Source organism: Halomonas sp. H5 (genome assembly GCF_050613175.1).
GTDB classification, from domain to species: domain Bacteria; phylum Pseudomonadota; class Gammaproteobacteria; order Pseudomonadales; family Halomonadaceae; genus Bisbaumannia; species Bisbaumannia salifodinae.
Genome location: NZ_CP192510.1, coordinates 4081451 through 4098089 on the forward strand (window position 1 = coordinate 4081451; position 16639 = coordinate 4098089).

Annotated in this window: 11 protein-coding genes, 1 tRNA gene and 1 pseudogene; 3 read left to right on the forward strand and 10 right to left on the reverse strand. The window is 68.8% G+C overall.

Translation table 11 applies throughout. The features are described from left to right. Positions 1 to 4: 4 nt before the first annotated feature. The 5 genes from ACQ1W9_RS18870 to ACQ1W9_RS18890 all read right to left on the reverse strand — a co-directional run bounded on the left by ACQ1W9_RS18870 (position 5) and on the right by ACQ1W9_RS18890 (position 5996). On the reverse strand, positions 5 to 1675 hold the full coding sequence (locus tag ACQ1W9_RS18870; RefSeq protein WP_431024675.1) for a BCCT family transporter: 1671 nt from the start codon (positions 1673 to 1675) through the stop codon (positions 5 to 7). A 282-nt stretch (positions 1676 to 1957) separates the two neighbouring features. Further along, positions 1958 to 2758, reverse strand: coding sequence for an ABC transporter permease (locus ACQ1W9_RS18875; RefSeq protein WP_431024676.1), 801 nt, complete (start codon positions 2756 to 2758; stop codon positions 1958 to 1960). A 41-nt stretch (positions 2759 to 2799) separates the two neighbouring features. Then, entirely contained in the window at positions 2800 to 3687 is an 888-nt protein-coding gene (locus tag ACQ1W9_RS18880) for an ABC transporter permease (RefSeq protein WP_431024677.1), read from the reverse strand. Then, on the reverse strand, positions 3680 to 4819 hold the full coding sequence (locus ACQ1W9_RS18885; protein WP_431024678.1) for an ABC transporter ATP-binding protein: 1140 nt from the start codon (positions 4817 to 4819) through the stop codon (positions 3680 to 3682). The genes ACQ1W9_RS18880 and ACQ1W9_RS18885 overlap by 8 nt, the downstream gene beginning before the upstream one ends. Before the next feature lie 61 nt (positions 4820 to 4880). Further along, complete coding sequence (locus ACQ1W9_RS18890; protein WP_431024679.1) at positions 4881 to 5996, reverse strand: extracellular solute-binding protein; 1116 nt, start codon at positions 5994 to 5996, stop codon at positions 4881 to 4883. 517 nt (positions 5997 to 6513) lie between these two features. Between ACQ1W9_RS18890 and ACQ1W9_RS18895 the strand changes: the two genes are divergently transcribed. Beyond that, on the forward strand, positions 6514 to 8595 hold the full coding sequence (locus tag ACQ1W9_RS18895; protein WP_431024680.1) for an alkaline phosphatase family protein: 2082 nt from the start codon (positions 6514 to 6516) through the stop codon (positions 8593 to 8595). On the opposite strand, the pseudogene ACQ1W9_RS18900 reads toward ACQ1W9_RS18895, so the two are convergent. After that, a pseudogene (locus tag ACQ1W9_RS18900) lies at positions 8524 to 9621 on the reverse strand (globin domain-containing protein); the annotation flags it as partial. The gene ACQ1W9_RS18895 and the pseudogene ACQ1W9_RS18900 overlap by 72 nt on opposite strands. A 447-nt stretch (positions 9622 to 10068) precedes the next feature. Between ACQ1W9_RS18900 and norR the strand changes: the two are divergent. Further along, complete coding sequence (gene norR / locus ACQ1W9_RS18905; RefSeq protein ID WP_431024681.1) at positions 10069 to 11601, forward strand: nitric oxide reductase transcriptional regulator NorR; 1533 nt, start codon at positions 10069 to 10071, stop codon at positions 11599 to 11601. On the opposite strand, the gene ACQ1W9_RS18910 is transcribed toward norR, so the two are convergent. The 3 genes from ACQ1W9_RS18910 to ACQ1W9_RS18920 form a co-directional block, all read right to left on the reverse strand. After that, the gene (locus ACQ1W9_RS18910) at positions 11585 to 12703 is read right to left on the reverse strand and encodes a diguanylate cyclase (protein ID WP_431024682.1); all 1119 of its coding nucleotides are present in this window, start codon (positions 12701 to 12703) and stop codon (positions 11585 to 11587) included. The two genes, norR and ACQ1W9_RS18910, sit on opposite strands and share 17 nt — an antisense overlap. Positions 12704 to 12729: 26 nt before the next feature. Continuing rightward, positions 12730 to 13221 (reverse strand): molybdopterin-dependent oxidoreductase, encoded by a 492-nt coding sequence (locus tag ACQ1W9_RS18915; RefSeq protein WP_431024683.1) that lies wholly within the window; start codon positions 13219 to 13221, stop codon positions 12730 to 12732. Positions 13222 to 13393: 172 nt separating this feature from the next. Further along, positions 13394 to 13470: transfer RNA gene (locus ACQ1W9_RS18920), tRNA-Arg, on the reverse strand. Between the two features lie 246 nt (positions 13471 to 13716). On the opposite strand from ACQ1W9_RS18920, the gene ACQ1W9_RS18925 reads away from it, so the two are divergent. Then, positions 13717 to 14496 (forward strand): c-type cytochrome, encoded by a 780-nt coding sequence (locus ACQ1W9_RS18925; RefSeq protein ID WP_431024684.1) that lies wholly within the window; start codon positions 13717 to 13719, stop codon positions 14494 to 14496. Between the two features lie 93 nt (positions 14497 to 14589). On the opposite strand, the gene rep is transcribed toward ACQ1W9_RS18925, so the two are convergent. Then, on the reverse strand, positions 14590 to 16638 hold the full coding sequence (rep, locus tag ACQ1W9_RS18930; protein WP_431024685.1) for a DNA helicase Rep: 2049 nt from the start codon (positions 16636 to 16638) through the stop codon (positions 14590 to 14592). Between the last annotated feature and the right edge of the window lies 1 nt (position 16639).

Sequence of the window (16639 nt, forward strand, 5' to 3'; positions counted from 1 at the left end):
GGCGTCAGCCCCGCCCCGCCGGGACGGCCTGGGCCGCCCGCCGCCGACGGCGCACCGCAGCGGGGTTCTGGATCAGCGACTTGAGCACCCCCAGGGTCATCAGGATGATCACCACGCTCAGCGGCAGGGCCGCGGCGATGGAGGCGGTCTGCAGGGCGCCGAGGCCGCCGGCCAGCAGCAGCACCGCCGCCACGGCGCCGATCACCGCCCCCCAGAAGACGCGCATCGGCCGGGAGGGCTCGTCGTTGCCCAGGGAGAGGATGGTGGTGATCACCAGGGTGCCGGAGTCGGAGGAGGTGATAAACCAGCTGGCCAGCAGCAGGGTGGCCAGCGCCGACACCGCCCAGGCCAGCCAGGGCGTGGCAGTCAGGCCGTCGATGGTGCCGTAGAGGGCCGCCGGCAGGTTCCAGTTCTGCACCAGGGTGATCAGCCCGGCCTCGCCACCGGCGGCCAGTTCCTGGTGCAGGGCCACGCCGCCGAAGACGCAGAGCCAGCCGACGATGATGGCGGTGGGAATGATCATCACGCAGGCCATGTACTCGCGCAGGGTACGCCCCTTGGAGATACGCGCGATAAAGAGGCCGACGAAGGGCGCCCAGGCCAGCCACCAGCCCCAGTAGAAGATGGTCCAGTCGCCCTGCCACTGGGCCGGCCCCGGCTCCTCGGGGAACCACAGCCCCATCTGCACGAAGTTGCCCAGGTAGTGGCCCAGGGAGTCGCCGAACATGCCCAGCAGCCAGGCGGTGGGGCCGGCGAACAGGAAGAAGCCCAGCAGCAGCACCGACATCAGGATGTTCCACTGGGAGAGCAGCTTGATGCCGCGCCCCACCCCGGAGACCGCCGAGAGGATGGAGAGCGCGCTGATAAGGGCGATCAGCGCCAGCTGGGTGGGGTTGCCCGGGTCGATACCGAACAGCCGCTCCAGGCCGGTGGCGATCTGGCTCACCCCCAGGCCCAGGGAGGTGGCCACCCCGAAGACGGCGCCGAACACCGCCAGGATATCCACCAGGTGGCCGATGGGGCCGTAGATGCGCTCGCCGATCAACGGGTAGAGCGCCGAGCGCAGCGCCAGGGGCAGCTTCTTGCGGTAGGCGAAGTAGGCCAGCGACAGGCCCACCAGCACATAGACCGCCCAGCCGTGCAGGCCCCAGTGGAAGTAGGTGACCGCCAGCGCCGAGACCGCCCGCTCATGGCCCAGCGCGGTGGCCCCGGCCAGGTCCGCGTAGGGGTTGTTGGGGTAGCCGAAGGCGCCGCTGGTATCCAGGTAGAAGAGCGGCTCGGCGACGCCGAAGAAGAGGATGCCGATGCCGATGCCCGCGGAGAAGAGCATGGCGATCCAGGCGAAGGTGGAGAACTCCGGGCGGCTGTCGTCGTCACCCAGGCGAATCTTGCCGAAGGGGCTGAGCATCAGGCCGAAGCAGACGGCGATCAGGAACACCAGGGTGATGATGTAGTAGGTGCTGAAGGTACTTTCGATCCAGGCCCGGGCGCTGCCGAAGACGGTGCCGGCCAGGGAGGTATCGAAGGCGGTGAACAGCACGAAGGCCAGGATAATGGCGGCCGCGGTCAGGGTCATGCCGCGGTGGGCCCCCTTGAGCAGGCCCTGCTGCTGAATCGGTAACGCGGCGGGGTTCAGCGGCCCCGCCAGGCTGGGGTCGTCGTGACGGTCGGACATCTCGGCTCCTCGAGCCGTTGTCGTGAGATTCGGACAGTGTCGCAAGCCCCGCCGCAGCGGAGATTGTGAGACTAGCCGTTCACGCAACGGACGGATGACCCGCCGGGGCCTTGGTCATGCCTGTCAATGGCCCCAGGGCGGAGATCGGCATGGGTTCGGCGACAGGCATGCCCCTATGGTGGGCGAAGCCCTCAGGGAAAAATGACACTAGCCGACATTTAATAAGCGCCAAGCGTCGCACTTTACCCTTTCTCGCCACCATCCGGCCAGAACCCGCGCCTCCTAGACGCCGGGCACCCGGGTCTCCCGGCGCCGCTTGACCTCGTAGGCGATGGCCAGCAGCACCGTGACCAGGATCAGGATCAGCCCCAGGGCGTTGACCGCCGGGGTCAGGCCGGTGCGCACCTTGGAGGCGATATAGACGGTGAGGGTGGTGTCATAGCCCACCACGAAGAGGGTGGTGTTGTAGTTCTCGAAGGATTGCAGGAAGGCGATCACCGCCGCCGAGAGGATCGCCGGCCGGAGGTAGGGCAGCAGGATGCGCCGGAACATCTGCCACTGGCTGGCGCCCAGGTCCAGGGCCGCGCGCTCCATGGTGCGGTCGAAGCGCTGCAGCCGGGCGGTGACCATCAGCATCACATAGGCGGCGATAAAGGTGGCCTGGCCCAGCACGGTGAGCAGGATGCCGCCGCTCACCCCCCACTGGCGCCAGAAGATCAGCGTCGAGATACCGATGATCACCCCCGGGGTCAGCAGCGGCGAGAGGATCAGCGCATAGAGGAAGGGCTTGGCGCGGCTCGACACCGTGTTGAGGAAGAGCGCCGTGGCGATGCCGATGGGCACCGCCACCACCAGCACCCCGGCGGCGACGATCAGGCTGTTGGTCAGCGCCTGCCACATGCCGCCATCGGCGGCCAGCTCGCCGAACCAGCGCAGGGTGGTGCCGTCCCAGGGGGTCACGGTGGGGAAGCGGCTGTCGTTGAAGGTCGCCGCCGCCATCACCAGCAGCGGCAGGAAGAGGTAGGCGAAGAACACCACCACATAGCCGCGCAGGGCCCAGTTCATCAGTCGTTGCGAACTCATCCACTCCATCCTTTGATGTCCCAGTAAGCGGCGCCGAGGGACTACTTGGCGATATCCCCCAGCCCCACCTTGAAGACCTTCATCACCAGCGACATGAAGCCGATGCACAGGATCAGCAGCAGGAAGGCGTAGGCCGCCCCCTGGTTCCAGTTGCCGCCCTCGAAGAACCAGTTGTAGATGATCTGGGTGAACCAGCGGCTGCCCGGCGAGCCCAGCAGGGCCGGCACCGCATAGCTGCCCGCCGCCAGCATAAAGGTCATGATGCAGCCGGTGGCGATGCCCGGCTTGGCATGGGGAATGATGATGCGCCGATGGGTGCGCAGGGTGCCGGCGCCCAGGTCCCGGGCCGCCCGCACCTGGTTGTCGTCGAGGCTCTCGATGGCGTTGTAGATGGGGAAGACCATAAACAGGATATAGGCGTAGACCATGCCCACCATGACCCCGGCATCGCCGCTGAGGAAACGGATGGGGCGCTCGATCAGCCCCAGCATCATCAGCACCTCGTTGAGCGGGCCGCGAAACGCCAGGATGATAAACCACGAGTAGGTGCGCAGGATCTCGTTGATCCAGAAGGGAATGATCAGCAGCAGGATGCACAGCGCCGCCTGCCGCGGGCTGGCCAGCTTGGCCAGGTAGTAGGCCAGCGGGTAGCTGACCATCAGCGTCAGCAGGGTCACCAGCACGCTGGACCACAGCGTCTTGAAGAAGATCGCCCGGTGGATCTCGTTGTTGAACAGGGTGACGTAGTTGGTCAGGGTCCAGTTGTCCTCGGGCCCGCCGAGCTGGGCCGGCAGCAGGTTGGGGCGCAGCGAGTAGTCGATCATCTGCAGCTGGGGCAGGGTGACCATGACGATCAGCCAGATCCCCAGCAGGGCCAGGATCGCCGCCGCCAATGGGCCGCCGAAGCGCGCCCGCAACTGCCTAAACATGGGCGCCCTCCACCACCTCGCCGGTGGCCGCGTCCAGTGCCGGGCCGCCATCGTCGGGCAACACCACCGCGTCCTCGGGATCGAAGCCGAAGTGGGCGCGCCGCCCCGGCTGGAGCGCCTCGAGATGCTGGCGGGAGAGTTCGTGGCCCAGCTGCACCCGCAGCTTCTCGCCGCTGGCGGCGAGCCGCGTCTCCAGCATCAGCCAGGCGCCCTCGAAGTGTACGGCCTCGATGGTGGCCTCGAGGCCCTGGCCCGGGGCCACCGGGCGCAGGTGCTCGGGGCGCACATAGAGGGCCGCGGCGGCGCCATTGGCCAGGGGCGTGGGTGCGGTGCCGCGCCCGGCCAGCTCGCCCAGGGCGCCGCCGTCCAGGCGCACCCGCTCGCCGTCCTGGTCGATGACCCTGGCCTCCAGGCGGTTGTTCTCGCCCACGAAGGCGGCCACGAAGCCGGTCTGGGGCGAGCGGTAGAGGGTCATGGGATCGGCCACCTGCTGGATTCGCCCCGCCGACATCACCGCCACCCGGTCCGACATATTGAGGGCCTCGCCCTGGTCGTGGGTGATATAGATAAAGGTGATGCCGGTCTTGCGCTGGATCGCCTTGAGCTCCACCCGCATATGCTGGCGCAGCTTGAGGTCCAGGGCCGAGAGCGGCTCGTCGAGCAGCAGCACCCGGGGCTCCACCGCCAGGGCCCGGGCGATGGCCACCCGCTGCTTCTGGCCACCGGAGAGCTCGGTGACCCTCTTGGGGCCGCTGCCCTCCAGGGCCACCAGGGCCAGCAACCGCTCCGAGGTGGCGCGCCGCGTCTTGCGGTCGACGCCGCGCACCTCGAGGCCGAACTCGATATTCTCGAACACCGTCATCAGCGGGAAGAGCGCCAGGTTCTGGAAGATCATCGCCGTGGGGCGGCGGTTCACCGAGACCCCGGCCATGGCCTCGCCGCCGATGCGCACCTCCCCGGCGGTGGGGGTCAGGAAGCCGCTGACGATATTGAGCAGGGTGGTCTTGCCGCAGCCCGAGGGGCCGAGGAAGCTGAAGAACTCGCCGGAGGCGATGGCCAGGGAGGTCTCCTCGATGGCGGTGAAGTCGCCGAAGCGCATCACCACCCGATCCAGTTCGACGCTAGCGTCCATTGCGCGTTTGCCTTCTTCGACCCACGGAAGCACGGCCCCCGGAATGCCGGGGGCCGCTCGCTCAGGCGCTTAGGTAGCGATCCTGATACTCGTTGCGCAGCGCCACATACCAGGGCTCCTGGATCGGCCACCACCAGAGGTTGGCCAGGTCTTGCTCGCTGTAGGAGTCGGTAAAGAACTGGCGGGTGGCCTCCGGCAACAGCTCGGTGGCGCCCTTGGCGGTGGAGTTGTAGCCGGTGGCCTCGACGAACATGGCCCCCGCCTCCGGGGTGTAGTACCAGTTGATCAGCTCGTAGACGGCGTCCGGGTTCTGGGCATTGCGGGGAATCACGAAGCCCTCCATCCACGCCAGGGCCCCCTCCCGGGGCGCACCATAGGCGATGTCCTCGCCCTCCTGCTGCAGGCGGAAGGCGGTGGAGTCCCAGGTCTGGCCGATGATGGCGCCGTTGGTGCGGAAGGCGGCCTGGGCCTCGTTTTCGGTGTCCCAGAACTGCACCAGCATCTGCTTGTGCTTGACCGCCTCCTCGAGGATGACGTCGAAGTTGGCCCGCATCGCCTCCTCGCTCTTGTAGGAGTCGAGCAGCGGGAAGGGCAGCCGGCCCTCGCGCTCCAGCCACAGGCCGATGCCCACCAGGGCGGAGTGGCCGCGCACCGTGACGCCCTGGCCATGCTCCGGGTTCCACAGGTCCGCATAGCTGAGGTTGGCACGATCGATACTGGCATAGCGGCGGTGCCAGGTGATCGCCTCGGTGCCCCAGTCGCTGGGCGCGAAGTAGCGGCGCCCGTCCACCACGCCGCCCACCTCGGAGCCCTCGATGGCGCTCTCCAGGGCGCCGTCCCAGTGGATGCGGGAGGTGTCCAGGGGCTGGACCAGGTCATAGTCCAGGTAACCGGGCACCCGGTCCACGGTGGGCATGATGACGTCGAAGCCGCTGCCGTCGGTGGCGCGCAGGGAGTTCATCAGCTCGTCGTTGGTGCCATAGGGGGTGAAGGTGGCCCGGATCCCGGTCTTCTCGGTGAAATCCGCCAGCATGGCATCGGTGAAGTAGCCGGCCCAGGCATAGATGCGCAGGGTCTGCTCCTGGGCCAGGGCGCTGTTGATATAGAAGGCGGGCGCCGTGGCGGCGGCACCCGCCGCCAGCGACCCCTTGAGGAAACGACGACGCGTGATCGACATGGTTCTCTCTCCGGTGGACAGGTTGAGTCGACAGCCGTGGATAGCGCAACGATTGTCCGGCCACCGGATGTCCATCGGATGGCAATTAAATGACCGTTCAATCGTCGATCCAGTAAGCGTAGCCGCTAATGCACGAAGGCCCAGTCCCGCCATCAACGTTTCCCTTTACCCTCAGGGCTAGCGAAGTGAGTGATTTCTGATCACAGGCCGGGGCTACCCTGAGGGCAAGCCGTCGCGGGGCGCTGTGAACCCCTCCCTGGGCGCTACTTTTGCCCTGCGGCGCTCTCGCATCCTGCTCCGCTTGCAGGGCCGGTGCTGGCCATCCATGGCCAGCCCGTTCGGAGGAATCCTCCTCACCCCTGGCAAAAAACCCCCGCTCCGCCCTGCCCCCAGTGCCCCTTGGTCATTCCCACTGCGGTAGCGCTTCCCCCTGTGCCGGCTTGCCAGGCCCGGGGCCGATCGGGGATGCTGATTACCCCGCCGCCAAGGCGCCCAACCCACTGCGATGCCCTTGCCCATGGACGATCAGCCCCTTCCCGATATCCTCGCCGGCCCCCTGCTCCGCCGCCTGAGCCCGGAACGCCTGGTGCTCTGGCTGGTGGGCTCCCGGCCCCTGGAACTCGGCCTGCACCTCCACCCGGAGGGCGCGCCACCGCGGCGCCTGAGGCTCGGCGGGGAGCGCCTGCGACGTATTCCGGTGGGTCGCCATGCCTGGCTGCATCTGATCGAGGTGCCCCTGGCCACGCCCCTGCCCCTAGGCCGGCGTATCGGCTATGACCTGCGCCTGGAGGATCGCGACGGCACCCCGGGCATCGCCGACTGGGCGCCCCACCTCTGCCATGACGGCGAGTCGCGGCCCGCCTTCGTGCTCGCCGAGGACCAGCGCCGCCTGCTCCACGGCTCCTGTCGCAAGCCCCACCATCGGGGCGAGGATGGCCTGGTGTGCGGCGATGACTGGCTGGCCGAGCGCCGCGACCGGCCCGAGGCCTGGCCCGCCTGGCTGCTGATGACCGGCGACCAGGTCTACGCCGACGACGTGGCCGGGCCCATGCTGGCCGCCATCCATGCCCTGATCCGCCGCCTGGGGCTGGTGGACGAGGTGCTGGAGGGTGCCACCGTGGCGGATAGCCAGGCCCTCTACGCCGAGCCCTCCGGCTACTATCGCCGTGAAACGCTGCTCCCCGATATCACCGTCAATGTGGCGCTGCGCGAGCGCTTCTTCGGCGGCGCCCGCAAGCCGGTCTTCACCTCGGCCAACGCCCACAACCACCTGATCACCTTCGCCGAGGTGATGGCCATGTACCTGCTGGTGTGGTCGCCGGTGCCCTGGGGCCTGATCGCCCCATCCCGGCCGGCCCTGCCCGAAGAACTGGCCGCCCGCTACGACGAGGAGCAAGGGGTCATCGAGGCCTTCGTGGCCGGGCTGCCCCGGGCCGCCCGGCTGCTGGCTCACCTGCCCTCGCTGATGATCTTCGACGATCACGACGTCACCGATGACTGGAACCTGACCGCCGAGTGGGAGGCCTGCGCCTATGGCCACCCCTTCTCGCGGCGCATCATCGGCAACGCCCTCTGGGGCTACCTGCTGTGCCAGGGCTGGGGCAACGATCCCGAGGGGATGGCGGGACTGGTCGAGCAGGCCGAGGCGTTGCTGGGAGAGACCCACGAGCGGGAGGAGGGCCTGCCGGCGCCGGCCCAGGATGCCCTGCTGGAGGCGCTGCGCGGCCATCGCGACTGGGGCTTCCGCGTCCCCGGCACGCCGCCGCTGCTGGTGCTGGACACCCGCACCCGACGCTGGCGCAACGAACGCCGCCCGGGGCGCCCCTCGGGGCTGATGGACTGGGAGGCACTATGCGAGCTGCAGCAGGCGCTGCTGGGCAGCGAGTCGGTGGTGATCGTCTCGCCGGCGCCGATGTTCGGGGTCAAGCTGATCGAGGGCATCCAGAAGCTCTTCGTGCTGGCCGGCAAGCCGCTGCTGGTGGACGCCGAGAACTGGATGGCCCACCGCGGCGCGGCCAGCGTGATGCTCAATATCTTTCGCCATAGCCAGACCCCCGGCAACTACGTGATCCTCTCCGGGGACGTCCACTACTCCTTCGTCTATGACATCCGCATCCGCCACCGCCGCCAGGGGCCGCGGCTCTGGCAGATCACCTCCAGCGGCATCAAGAACGGCTTCCCGGAGCCGCTGCTCAGCACCTTCGATCGGCTCAATCGCTGGCTCTATGCGCCGCGCTCGCCGCTCAACTGGTTTACCCAGCGGCGCCCCATGCATATCACGCCCCGGGACCCGGATCGCGCCGAGGCCGGCGAGCGGCTGTGGAACGGCAGCGGCCTGGGCCTGGTGGAGCTGGACAGCCAAGGACGCCCCGCGCGGATCCTCCAACTGGACGCCCGGGGCTTCGAGGTGGACTTCCCCCCCCCCCGAGGATCGGGAGGCGGAGGCCGATCAGGCGGCGGCGGCCAGCGGCCGGGCCGGGCCGAAGTGCTCGAAATGACGCCGCGCGGCGGGCACGCCGAGGGCTTCCAGGTGGGCGTTTACCGCGCTCATGAACCCCTGGGGGCCGACGAAGTAGCAATGCGCCTCGCCCTCGGGTAGCAGCGACGCCAGCAAGTCGCGATCGATACGCCCGCGATGGTCGCCCCCTTCCCCCTCCTCGAAGAGCAGGGTGCTGGTGAGACGATTGGGGTAGTCACGCCCCAGCTCGGCCAGCGCCTCGCCGAAGGCATGGTGCTCGGCGTCGCGGGCGGCATGCACATAGATCACCCGGCGCCCCTGCTCCAGGGCCTGGCGGGCCAGGGGCAGCATCGGGGTCTGGCCCACGCCGCCGCTGAGCAGCATCACCGGGGCGGCGCCGGGCACCAGGGTCAGGTCGCCGGCCGGGGGCAGCAGTTCCAGGGTATCGCCCACCGCCATCCGCGCGTGGAAATGGCCGCTGACCCGGCCACCGGGCTCGCGCTTGATGGAGAGGCGATAGTTCTGCCCGTTGGGGTAGGCGGAGAGGCTGTAGTGACGATAGTGGGTCTCGCCGTCCAGGCTCAGCTTGACGCCGATATACTGCCCCGGCTGGAAGTCCGCCACCGGGCCGCCGTCCACCGGCTCCAGCAAGAAGGAGGTGATCACCTCGCTCTCCCGGCGTCGTTCGGCGAGGCGGAAAGTGCGGGTGCCCTGCCAGCCGCCGGGGAGGCTGGCGAAGGCGTGGTAGTGGTGGGATTCCAGCTCGATCAGCAGCCCCGCCAGCTCCTCGTAGAGGGCGCCCCAGGCGGCGGCGATTTCCGGCGTCACTGCTTCGCCCAACACCTCGCCGATGGCCGCCATCAGGCACTCGCCGACGATGGGGTACTGCTCCGGGGCGATGCCCAGGGAGACATGCTTGCCGATCGCCGTGGCCAGCGCCGCCCGGGCCCGGGCCGGTTCGCGACGCAGCTGCACATAGGCCAGCACCGCCCCGGCCAGGGCGCGGGGCTGGGCGCCATTGGCCTGGTGGGCCTGGTTGAAGAGGGCCTTGACCTCCGGGTAGCGGTCGAACATCAGCGGATAGAAGCGCTGGGTGATGGCATCGAGGTGTTCGGCGACCACCGGGGCGGTGGCGGCGATCAGCTGTTCCTGGTCGTGAGTCAGCATGGCGTTCCTTGAGGTGATGGGTGGCTTGACCCTCTCCCTACAGCAAGAGCCATGCCAACCTCCCAAGGCCACACACTTAGTAGGGTGGACGAGCCGGAATAGCCAAGGGGCGCTGGAGGCAGGACTGAGCGGGGGTTTTTTGCCAGGGGTGAGGAGGATTCCTCCGAACGGGCTGGCCAGGGATGGCCAGCACCGGTCCTGCGAGCGGAGCAGGATGCGAGAGCGAAGCGGGGCAAAAGTAGCGCCCAGGGAGGGGTTTACAGCGCCCCGCGAGGGCCTGCCTCCAGGGTAGCCCCGGGCCTCCTGTATAGGAGTGCTCTAACCGTGATAGCCCTGGGCCTGGCGCCCCTGAGCATCCCCCTGGTCCCCCGGAGCGACGCTTCAAGAGTGTTATTTTGACTCGATTAATGCTGTTATAGTGACAATGGTATTGTTCGAGTGACACTGATGACCGACTTTCTGGAAGCCCTGCGCCATCTGCTCACCCAGCTGACCCATGAGGCCCCCGCCCAGGCGGCCTGGGCCCGGCTGCTGGAGACCCTGGTGGGGGACTATCCCGCCGATGCCAGTACCCTGATGGTGCTGGAGCAAGAGAGCCTGCGCCCGGTGGCGGTGCTGGGGCTACCCGACGAGGTCCGCGGGCGGCGCTTCCGCCTCGTCGAGCATCCGCGGCTGGCGGCCATCGCCGCCCATCCCGGCGTGTGTCGCTTCCCCCCGGGCAGCGAGCTCCCCGACCCCTTCGACGGCCTGCTCGACGAGGCCCTCAACCCGGTCCACGACTGCCTGGGGGTGGCGCTGCGCGACGACGACGAACGCCTCACCGGCCTGCTGACCCTGGATGCCCTGACGCCCGGGGCCCTGGCCGCGCTGGACGAGGCGGAGCTGGCCGCCGCCGCCCACCTGCTGGGCACCTGTTTGCGCCTGGCCGACCGGCTCAGCACCACCCGCTCACGGCTCAACGAGGCCCTGGAGCAGGAGGCCCACCCGGCGGGCATCCAACACTGGAACAGCCCCGCCATGCGCCAACTGATGGCCAATGTGGCACTGGTGGCGCCCACCGCCATGAGCGTGCTGCTGCACGGCGAGACCGGGGTCGGCAAGGAGCTGATCGCCCGCGCCCTGCATGCCCGCTCCGAGCGCCATCAGGGCCCCTTGGTGCAGGTCAACTGCGCCGCCCTGCCGGAGAGCCTGGCGGAGAGCGCCCTGTTCGGCCATCGCCGCGGCGCCTTCTCCGGGGCGGTGCAGGATCATCGCGGCCACTTCCGCATGGCCGACGGCGGCACCCTGATGCTGGACGAGATCGGCGAGCTGCCCCTGGCGCTGCAGGCCAAGCTGCTGCGGGTGCTGCAGGAGGGAGAGATCCAGCCCCTGGGCCAGGAGCGCCCGGAGCCGGTGGACGTGCGTATCGTGGCGGTGACCAATCGCGACCTGGCCGCCGAGGTGGCCGCCGGCCGCTTCCGCGAGGACCTCTACCACCGCCTCGGTGCCTTCCCCCTGGAGGTGCCGCCGCTGCGCCGACGCCGCGAGGATATTCCGCTGCTGGCCGGCCATTTCCTGGAGATCAACCGCATCCGCCTGGGGCTGGCCAACCTGCGCCTGAGTCCGGCGGCGGGCACGGCCCTGCTCGACTGGCAGTGGCCGGGCAATATCCGCGAACTGGAGCATACCCTGGCCCGGGCGGCGCTGCGCGCCCTGGCCGACGGCCCGGCGGCGGATCGACGCCGCCGCCCGGTGGCCATCGCACGCCATCACCTGGCCCTGCCCGAGGCCGCCTCCGCCACGCCGGCGCAGGCGGCGGCGCCCTCGCTGCCGCCGGAACGGCCGCTGCGAGAGGCCAGCGAGGCCTTCCAGCGCGACTATATCGCCCGGGCCCTGGCGGCGGAGGGCAACAACTGGGCCGGCGCCGCCCGACGCCTGGGCATGGACCCCGGTAACCTGCACCGCCTGGCCAGGCGCCTGGGGCTCAAGGAGTCGACATGACCCTAGAGGCACCGCCGGCGCTGCACTCCACGCGATCGCGGCCATTCGCCTTGGCCCGATAGAGGCGCCGGTCGGCCAGGGCATAGAGGGCCTCGAAGCCGTCCATGCCGGGGCCGGCGGTGGCCACACCGAGGCTGGCGGTCAGCCGCTCCCCCGCGGCCCTGCCCGGCAGCACCAGGCCGGCGATACGACAGCGCACCCGCTCGGCGAGCCGGCAGGCCCCCGGCTCGTCGCAGGCGGGCAAGAAGAGGGCGAATTCCTCGCCGCCCAGGCGCGCCACCCGATCCATGGCGCGCACCTCATCGCTCAGGGCCTCCGCCAGGGCCACCAGGACGGCGTCCCCGGTGGGATGACCATGGGCGTCATTGATGCGCTTGAAGTGATCCAGGTCGATCAATATCAGGCTGGGGGCCTCGCCGCTGCGCCGGTAACGCGCGAACTCCTCGGCGGCCACGTCATAGAGATGGCGGCGGTTATCCAGGCCGGTGAGCGGGTCGGTACGGCTCTGTTGGGCCAGGGTCTCGCGTTGCTGATAGATGCGCAGCAGGGTCAGCATCAGTCCGCCCACCATCAGCACCGCCACCAGCCCCAGGGCGGTCACCGCCAGGGTCAGGCGTTCCATCATGCGCCGCTGGGTCGCCGAGGCCAGGTGCAGGAGTTCATTGAGTTCGCTATAGGACCAGGCCAGGCCCTCCTCCACCTCCCGCCCCACCTCCTCCAGGCGGCGCGGGTCACGCCCCGCCACATAGGCCGCCAGGGCGCGCTCCAGCGACGGCAGGCGCGATTCCAGATGGACCAGTTCCTCCATCAGGGGGCGATAGGCCGCCCGGGGGAGCTCGCTGCGCCGCAGTGACTGGGTAATGCTGCGGATACGCAGCTCGATGACCCAGAGCAGCTGCTCCAGTTGCTCCACATGCAGCGCATCGCTGCTGTCCCGGAGGTTAGCCAGGGTCAGCCGCAGGCGCACCGCGTCCTCCTGGGCGCGTACCACGTCGGTGACCATGGAGATATAGTCGGCCCCCACATGGCGGCGCGCCTCGGTGATATAAGTACTCACCGCCAGCAGGCTCAGCGCCACCAGCAGGGCAAAGGCGCCCGCCATGCCAAGCGCCAGGCGGCGCTCCGTCCTCACCGGGCGCTGACCTCACGGATCGCCCAGATCCAGCGGGACGAGGGTTCGCTGCCCTCCAGCACCGCCGCCGCCTCCGCCGGCACCACCAGCATCAGGGGGCCGAGCTGCTCCCGCCCCAGGGGGGCATCGTCGAGGCGGGTCACCAGCAGATAGGCCTTCTCCGCCCGCTGGGCCGGGGTCAGGAAGGTGGTGTAATCGTCATGGGCGATAAAGCGTACCCGGGAGGCATCATCCAGCCCCTCGGCGGCCAGGAAGTCGTCCAGCCAGACGCCGGCGAAGCGTCCCTCCAGCCCCTCGAAATGGCCCATCGCCACCTCGTGAAGGCCATGGCGCTCGATCTCGGCCAGACGCAGCGCCCGACTCTCCCCGCCCCGGGTCACGGTAAGGGCGGGACCTTCCTGGGCCTGGGCCAGGGGGGCGCCCAGCATCAACAGACAGGCCCCCAGCAGGACAACCGGCAGGGACGAAAACAGGACGGGCAAACGCATGGGCGGGACTCCTCGGCGGACGGGGCTCTACTGAGTCATCGGCCAAGGCGGGGGAGACTGTACCCCACTGAAAAACATTAAAAAAATCTGATGAAGCGAGCGTGCGGCGCCGAAACGACACCCGAAAACGACGAAGGGCCCGCGAGTGATCGCGGGCCCTTCTCGGAAAGCGTGGCGCGCCCGACAGGATTCGAACCTGTGACCCCTGCCTTCGGAGGGCAGTACTCTATCCAGCTGAGCTACGGGCGCGCGATGCCCGGCGCGGTGGCCAGGCGGTCGTCATCCTACCTTCCCCCCCGGCCGCTGTCCAGCCCGGCAATGCCCGACGCCGGGCACAACGAAAAGGCCTTGGGAGAAGGCCTCGAGAGGGAGCCTTGGGCGAATGGAGACGGATGACGCCATTTTCCTGGTTGCAGGGATGCCGGTATACTGTCCGCCACTTGCGCAGCGCGCGACCCGATTTCGAATAACAGTACCGTCGACGAGGTGGTGAGAGTGAAATCCAGCAAGCTGATGATGGGGTGCCTGGCCGCCCTGGGCCTCTCCGCAGGCCTGGCCATGACTGCACAGGCCCAGACCGATAGTGAGCGCGAGGCGATCGCCGAGCGGCTCAAGCCGGTGGGCGAACTGTGCCTGCAGGACGAGGAGTGCGGCGTCGCCAGCGCGGCACCCAGTGGCGGTGGTGGCGGCGCCGTGGATGGCGCCGAGGTCTATGGCAGCGTCTGCATGGCCTGCCACGATACCGGGGTCGCCGGCGCACCCACACGCGGCGAGGCCGATGCCTGGGCGGCACGCCTCGATCAGGGCATCGAGACCCTCTACACCCATGCCATCGAGGGCTTCAACGCCATGCCGGCCCGGGGCGGCAACCCCAACCTCTCCGACGATGAGGTCAAGGCCGCGGTCAATCACCTGGTCGAGCCGGTCTATGACGGCGAGCTGCCGGAAGTCGGCGGCGGTGAAGCCGTCGCCGAAGCAGACACCGACGACGCAGCGGCCGAGACCGCCGATGCCGCCGAGTCGGGCGGCAGCGACCTGGATGGCGAGGCCCTCTACGGCAGCAGCGGCTGTGCCGCCTGTCATGACAGCGGCGTGGCCGGCGCCCCGGCGCTGGGCGATGCCGAGGCCTGGGGCCCGCGCATCGACCAGGGCGTCGAGACCCTCTACCAGAGCGCCCTCAACGGCAAGGGCGCCATGCCGCCCAAGGGTGGCAGCAGCGCCTCCGACGAGGAAGTACAAGCCATCGTCGACTATATGGTCAGCCAGGCCCAGTAAGGCCGACGGCTTATCGACGCAAGACGAAGGGGGCGCCAATCGGCGCCCCCTTCGTCGTTCTCGATCACGGGCCCTTAGCCCAACAAGGAGCCTTTAGCCCAATAAAGAGCGCAGCCCGGCGATGGCATCCTGCCCCCGGGCCTGCTTCTTGTCCGGGTCCTCCTTGTCGGCGCGGCCTTCCCACTCCAGGTCGTCGGCGGGCAGCTCGTCCAGGAAGCGGCTCGGCGTGCAGTCCATCAGCTCGCCATAGGCCTTGCGGCTTCGGGCCAGGGTCAGGGTCAGGGTCTGGCGGGCCCGGGTGATGCCCACATAGGCCAGGCGCCGCTCCTCCTCCACCGTGCCCGCCTCGATGGCATTGCGGTGGGGCAACAGCTCCTCCTCCAGGCCCATCAGGTAGACATGCGGAAACTCCAGGCCCTTGGAGGCATGCATGGTCAGTAGCTGGACCCGGTCGGAGTCGTCCTCCTCGGCCTGCTGCTCGAGGATATCGCGCAGCACCAGCCGCGAGATGGCCGCCTCCACGCCATCGGTCTCGGTCTCTTCGGAAGCGCTGCTCTCCTCCTCGCGGCCCATCGACTTCTCGAGCTGATCGATCAGGATCCAGACGTTGGCCATGCGCCGCTCGGCGATGGTCGGGGCGCTGGCGTTCTGGTAGAGCCAGGCCTCGTAATCCATCTCGCGGATCATCTCGCGGATGGCGGCGATGGCATCGCCACCGTCCATGCGCCGGCGCACCGCCTCGATAAAGTGGGTGAAGCGTCCCAGGCGCTCCACGGCGCGGATCGGCAGCAGCTCGGCCAGGCCCATCTCCTGACAGGCGGCGAACAGCGAGCCGCCCCGCTCGGTGGCGTAGTTGGCCAGCTTCTCCAGGGTGCCGGGGCCGATCTCCCGGCGTGGCACATTGACGATGCGCAGGAAGGCGTTATCGTCGGCGGGATTGATCAGCAGGCGCAGGTAGGCCATGGCGTCCTTGATCTCGTTGCGCGAGAAGAAGGAAGTCCCCCCGGAGAGCTTGTAGGGGATCTGGTAGTGCTGCAGCTTGAGCTCCAGCAGCCGGGCCTGGAAGTTGCCCCGGTAGAGCACCGCGAAGTCGCGCCACTCGGCGGACTCCTTGATGCGCCGGGTGAGGATCTCGCTGGCCACCCGCTCCGCCTCGGCCTCCTCGTGGCGGTTGACCACCACGCGAATCGGCTCGCCGGGGCCCATCTCCGACCACAGCGTCTTGTCGTAGACGTGGGGGTTGTTGGCGATCAGGGTATTGGCGGCGCGCAGGATGGTGCCGGTGGAGCGGTAGTTCTGCTCCAGCTTGATCACCTGCAGCCGCGGGAAGTCCTCGCCGAGGGTCACCAGGTTCTCGGGGCGGGCGCCGCGCCAGGCATAGATCGACTGGTCGTCGTCGCCCACCACGGTGAAGGTCTGGCGCTCGCCCATCAGCAGCTTGACCAGCAGGTACTGGCTGACGTTGGTGTCCTGGTATTCGTCCACCAGCATGTAGTGGATGCGCTTGCGCCAGCGCGCCAGGGCCTCCGGGTCGTCGCGCAGCAGCACCACCGGCAGCAGGATCAGGTCGTCGAAGTCCACCGCGTTATAGGCCTTGAGGTGGCGGTTGTAGGCCTCATAGACCCGGGCGGCGAACAGCTCGTCCTCGTCGGCGGCGTGGGACAGCGCCTGGCCCGGCAGGATCAGGTCGTTCTTCCAGTTGGAGATGGTGGCCTGGACCCGGTTGATCTGGTCGGCATCCACCTGGGCGTCCTTGTTCATCAGGTCGCGCAGCAGCGCCTTGGCATCGTCCGGGTCGAACAGCGAGAAACCCGCCTTGTAGCCCAGGGTCTTGAGCTCGCTGCGGATAATGGTCAGGCCCAGGGTATGGAAGGTGGAGACGGTGAGGCCGTGGCCCTCCTTGCCCTTGAGCAGTTGGCCGACCCGCTCCTTCATCTCCCGGGCGGCCTTGTTGGTGAAGGTCACCGCGGCGATGCGCCGGGCGCTCATGCCGCACTCCTGCACCAGGTAGGCGATCTTGGTGGTGATCACGCTGGTCTTGCCGGAGCCGGCCCCGGCCAGCACCAGGCAGGGGCCATCGATATAGCGCACCGCTTCCCGCTGGCGGGGGTTGAGCTTGGCCAGCCGCTGTTGAATCGACATC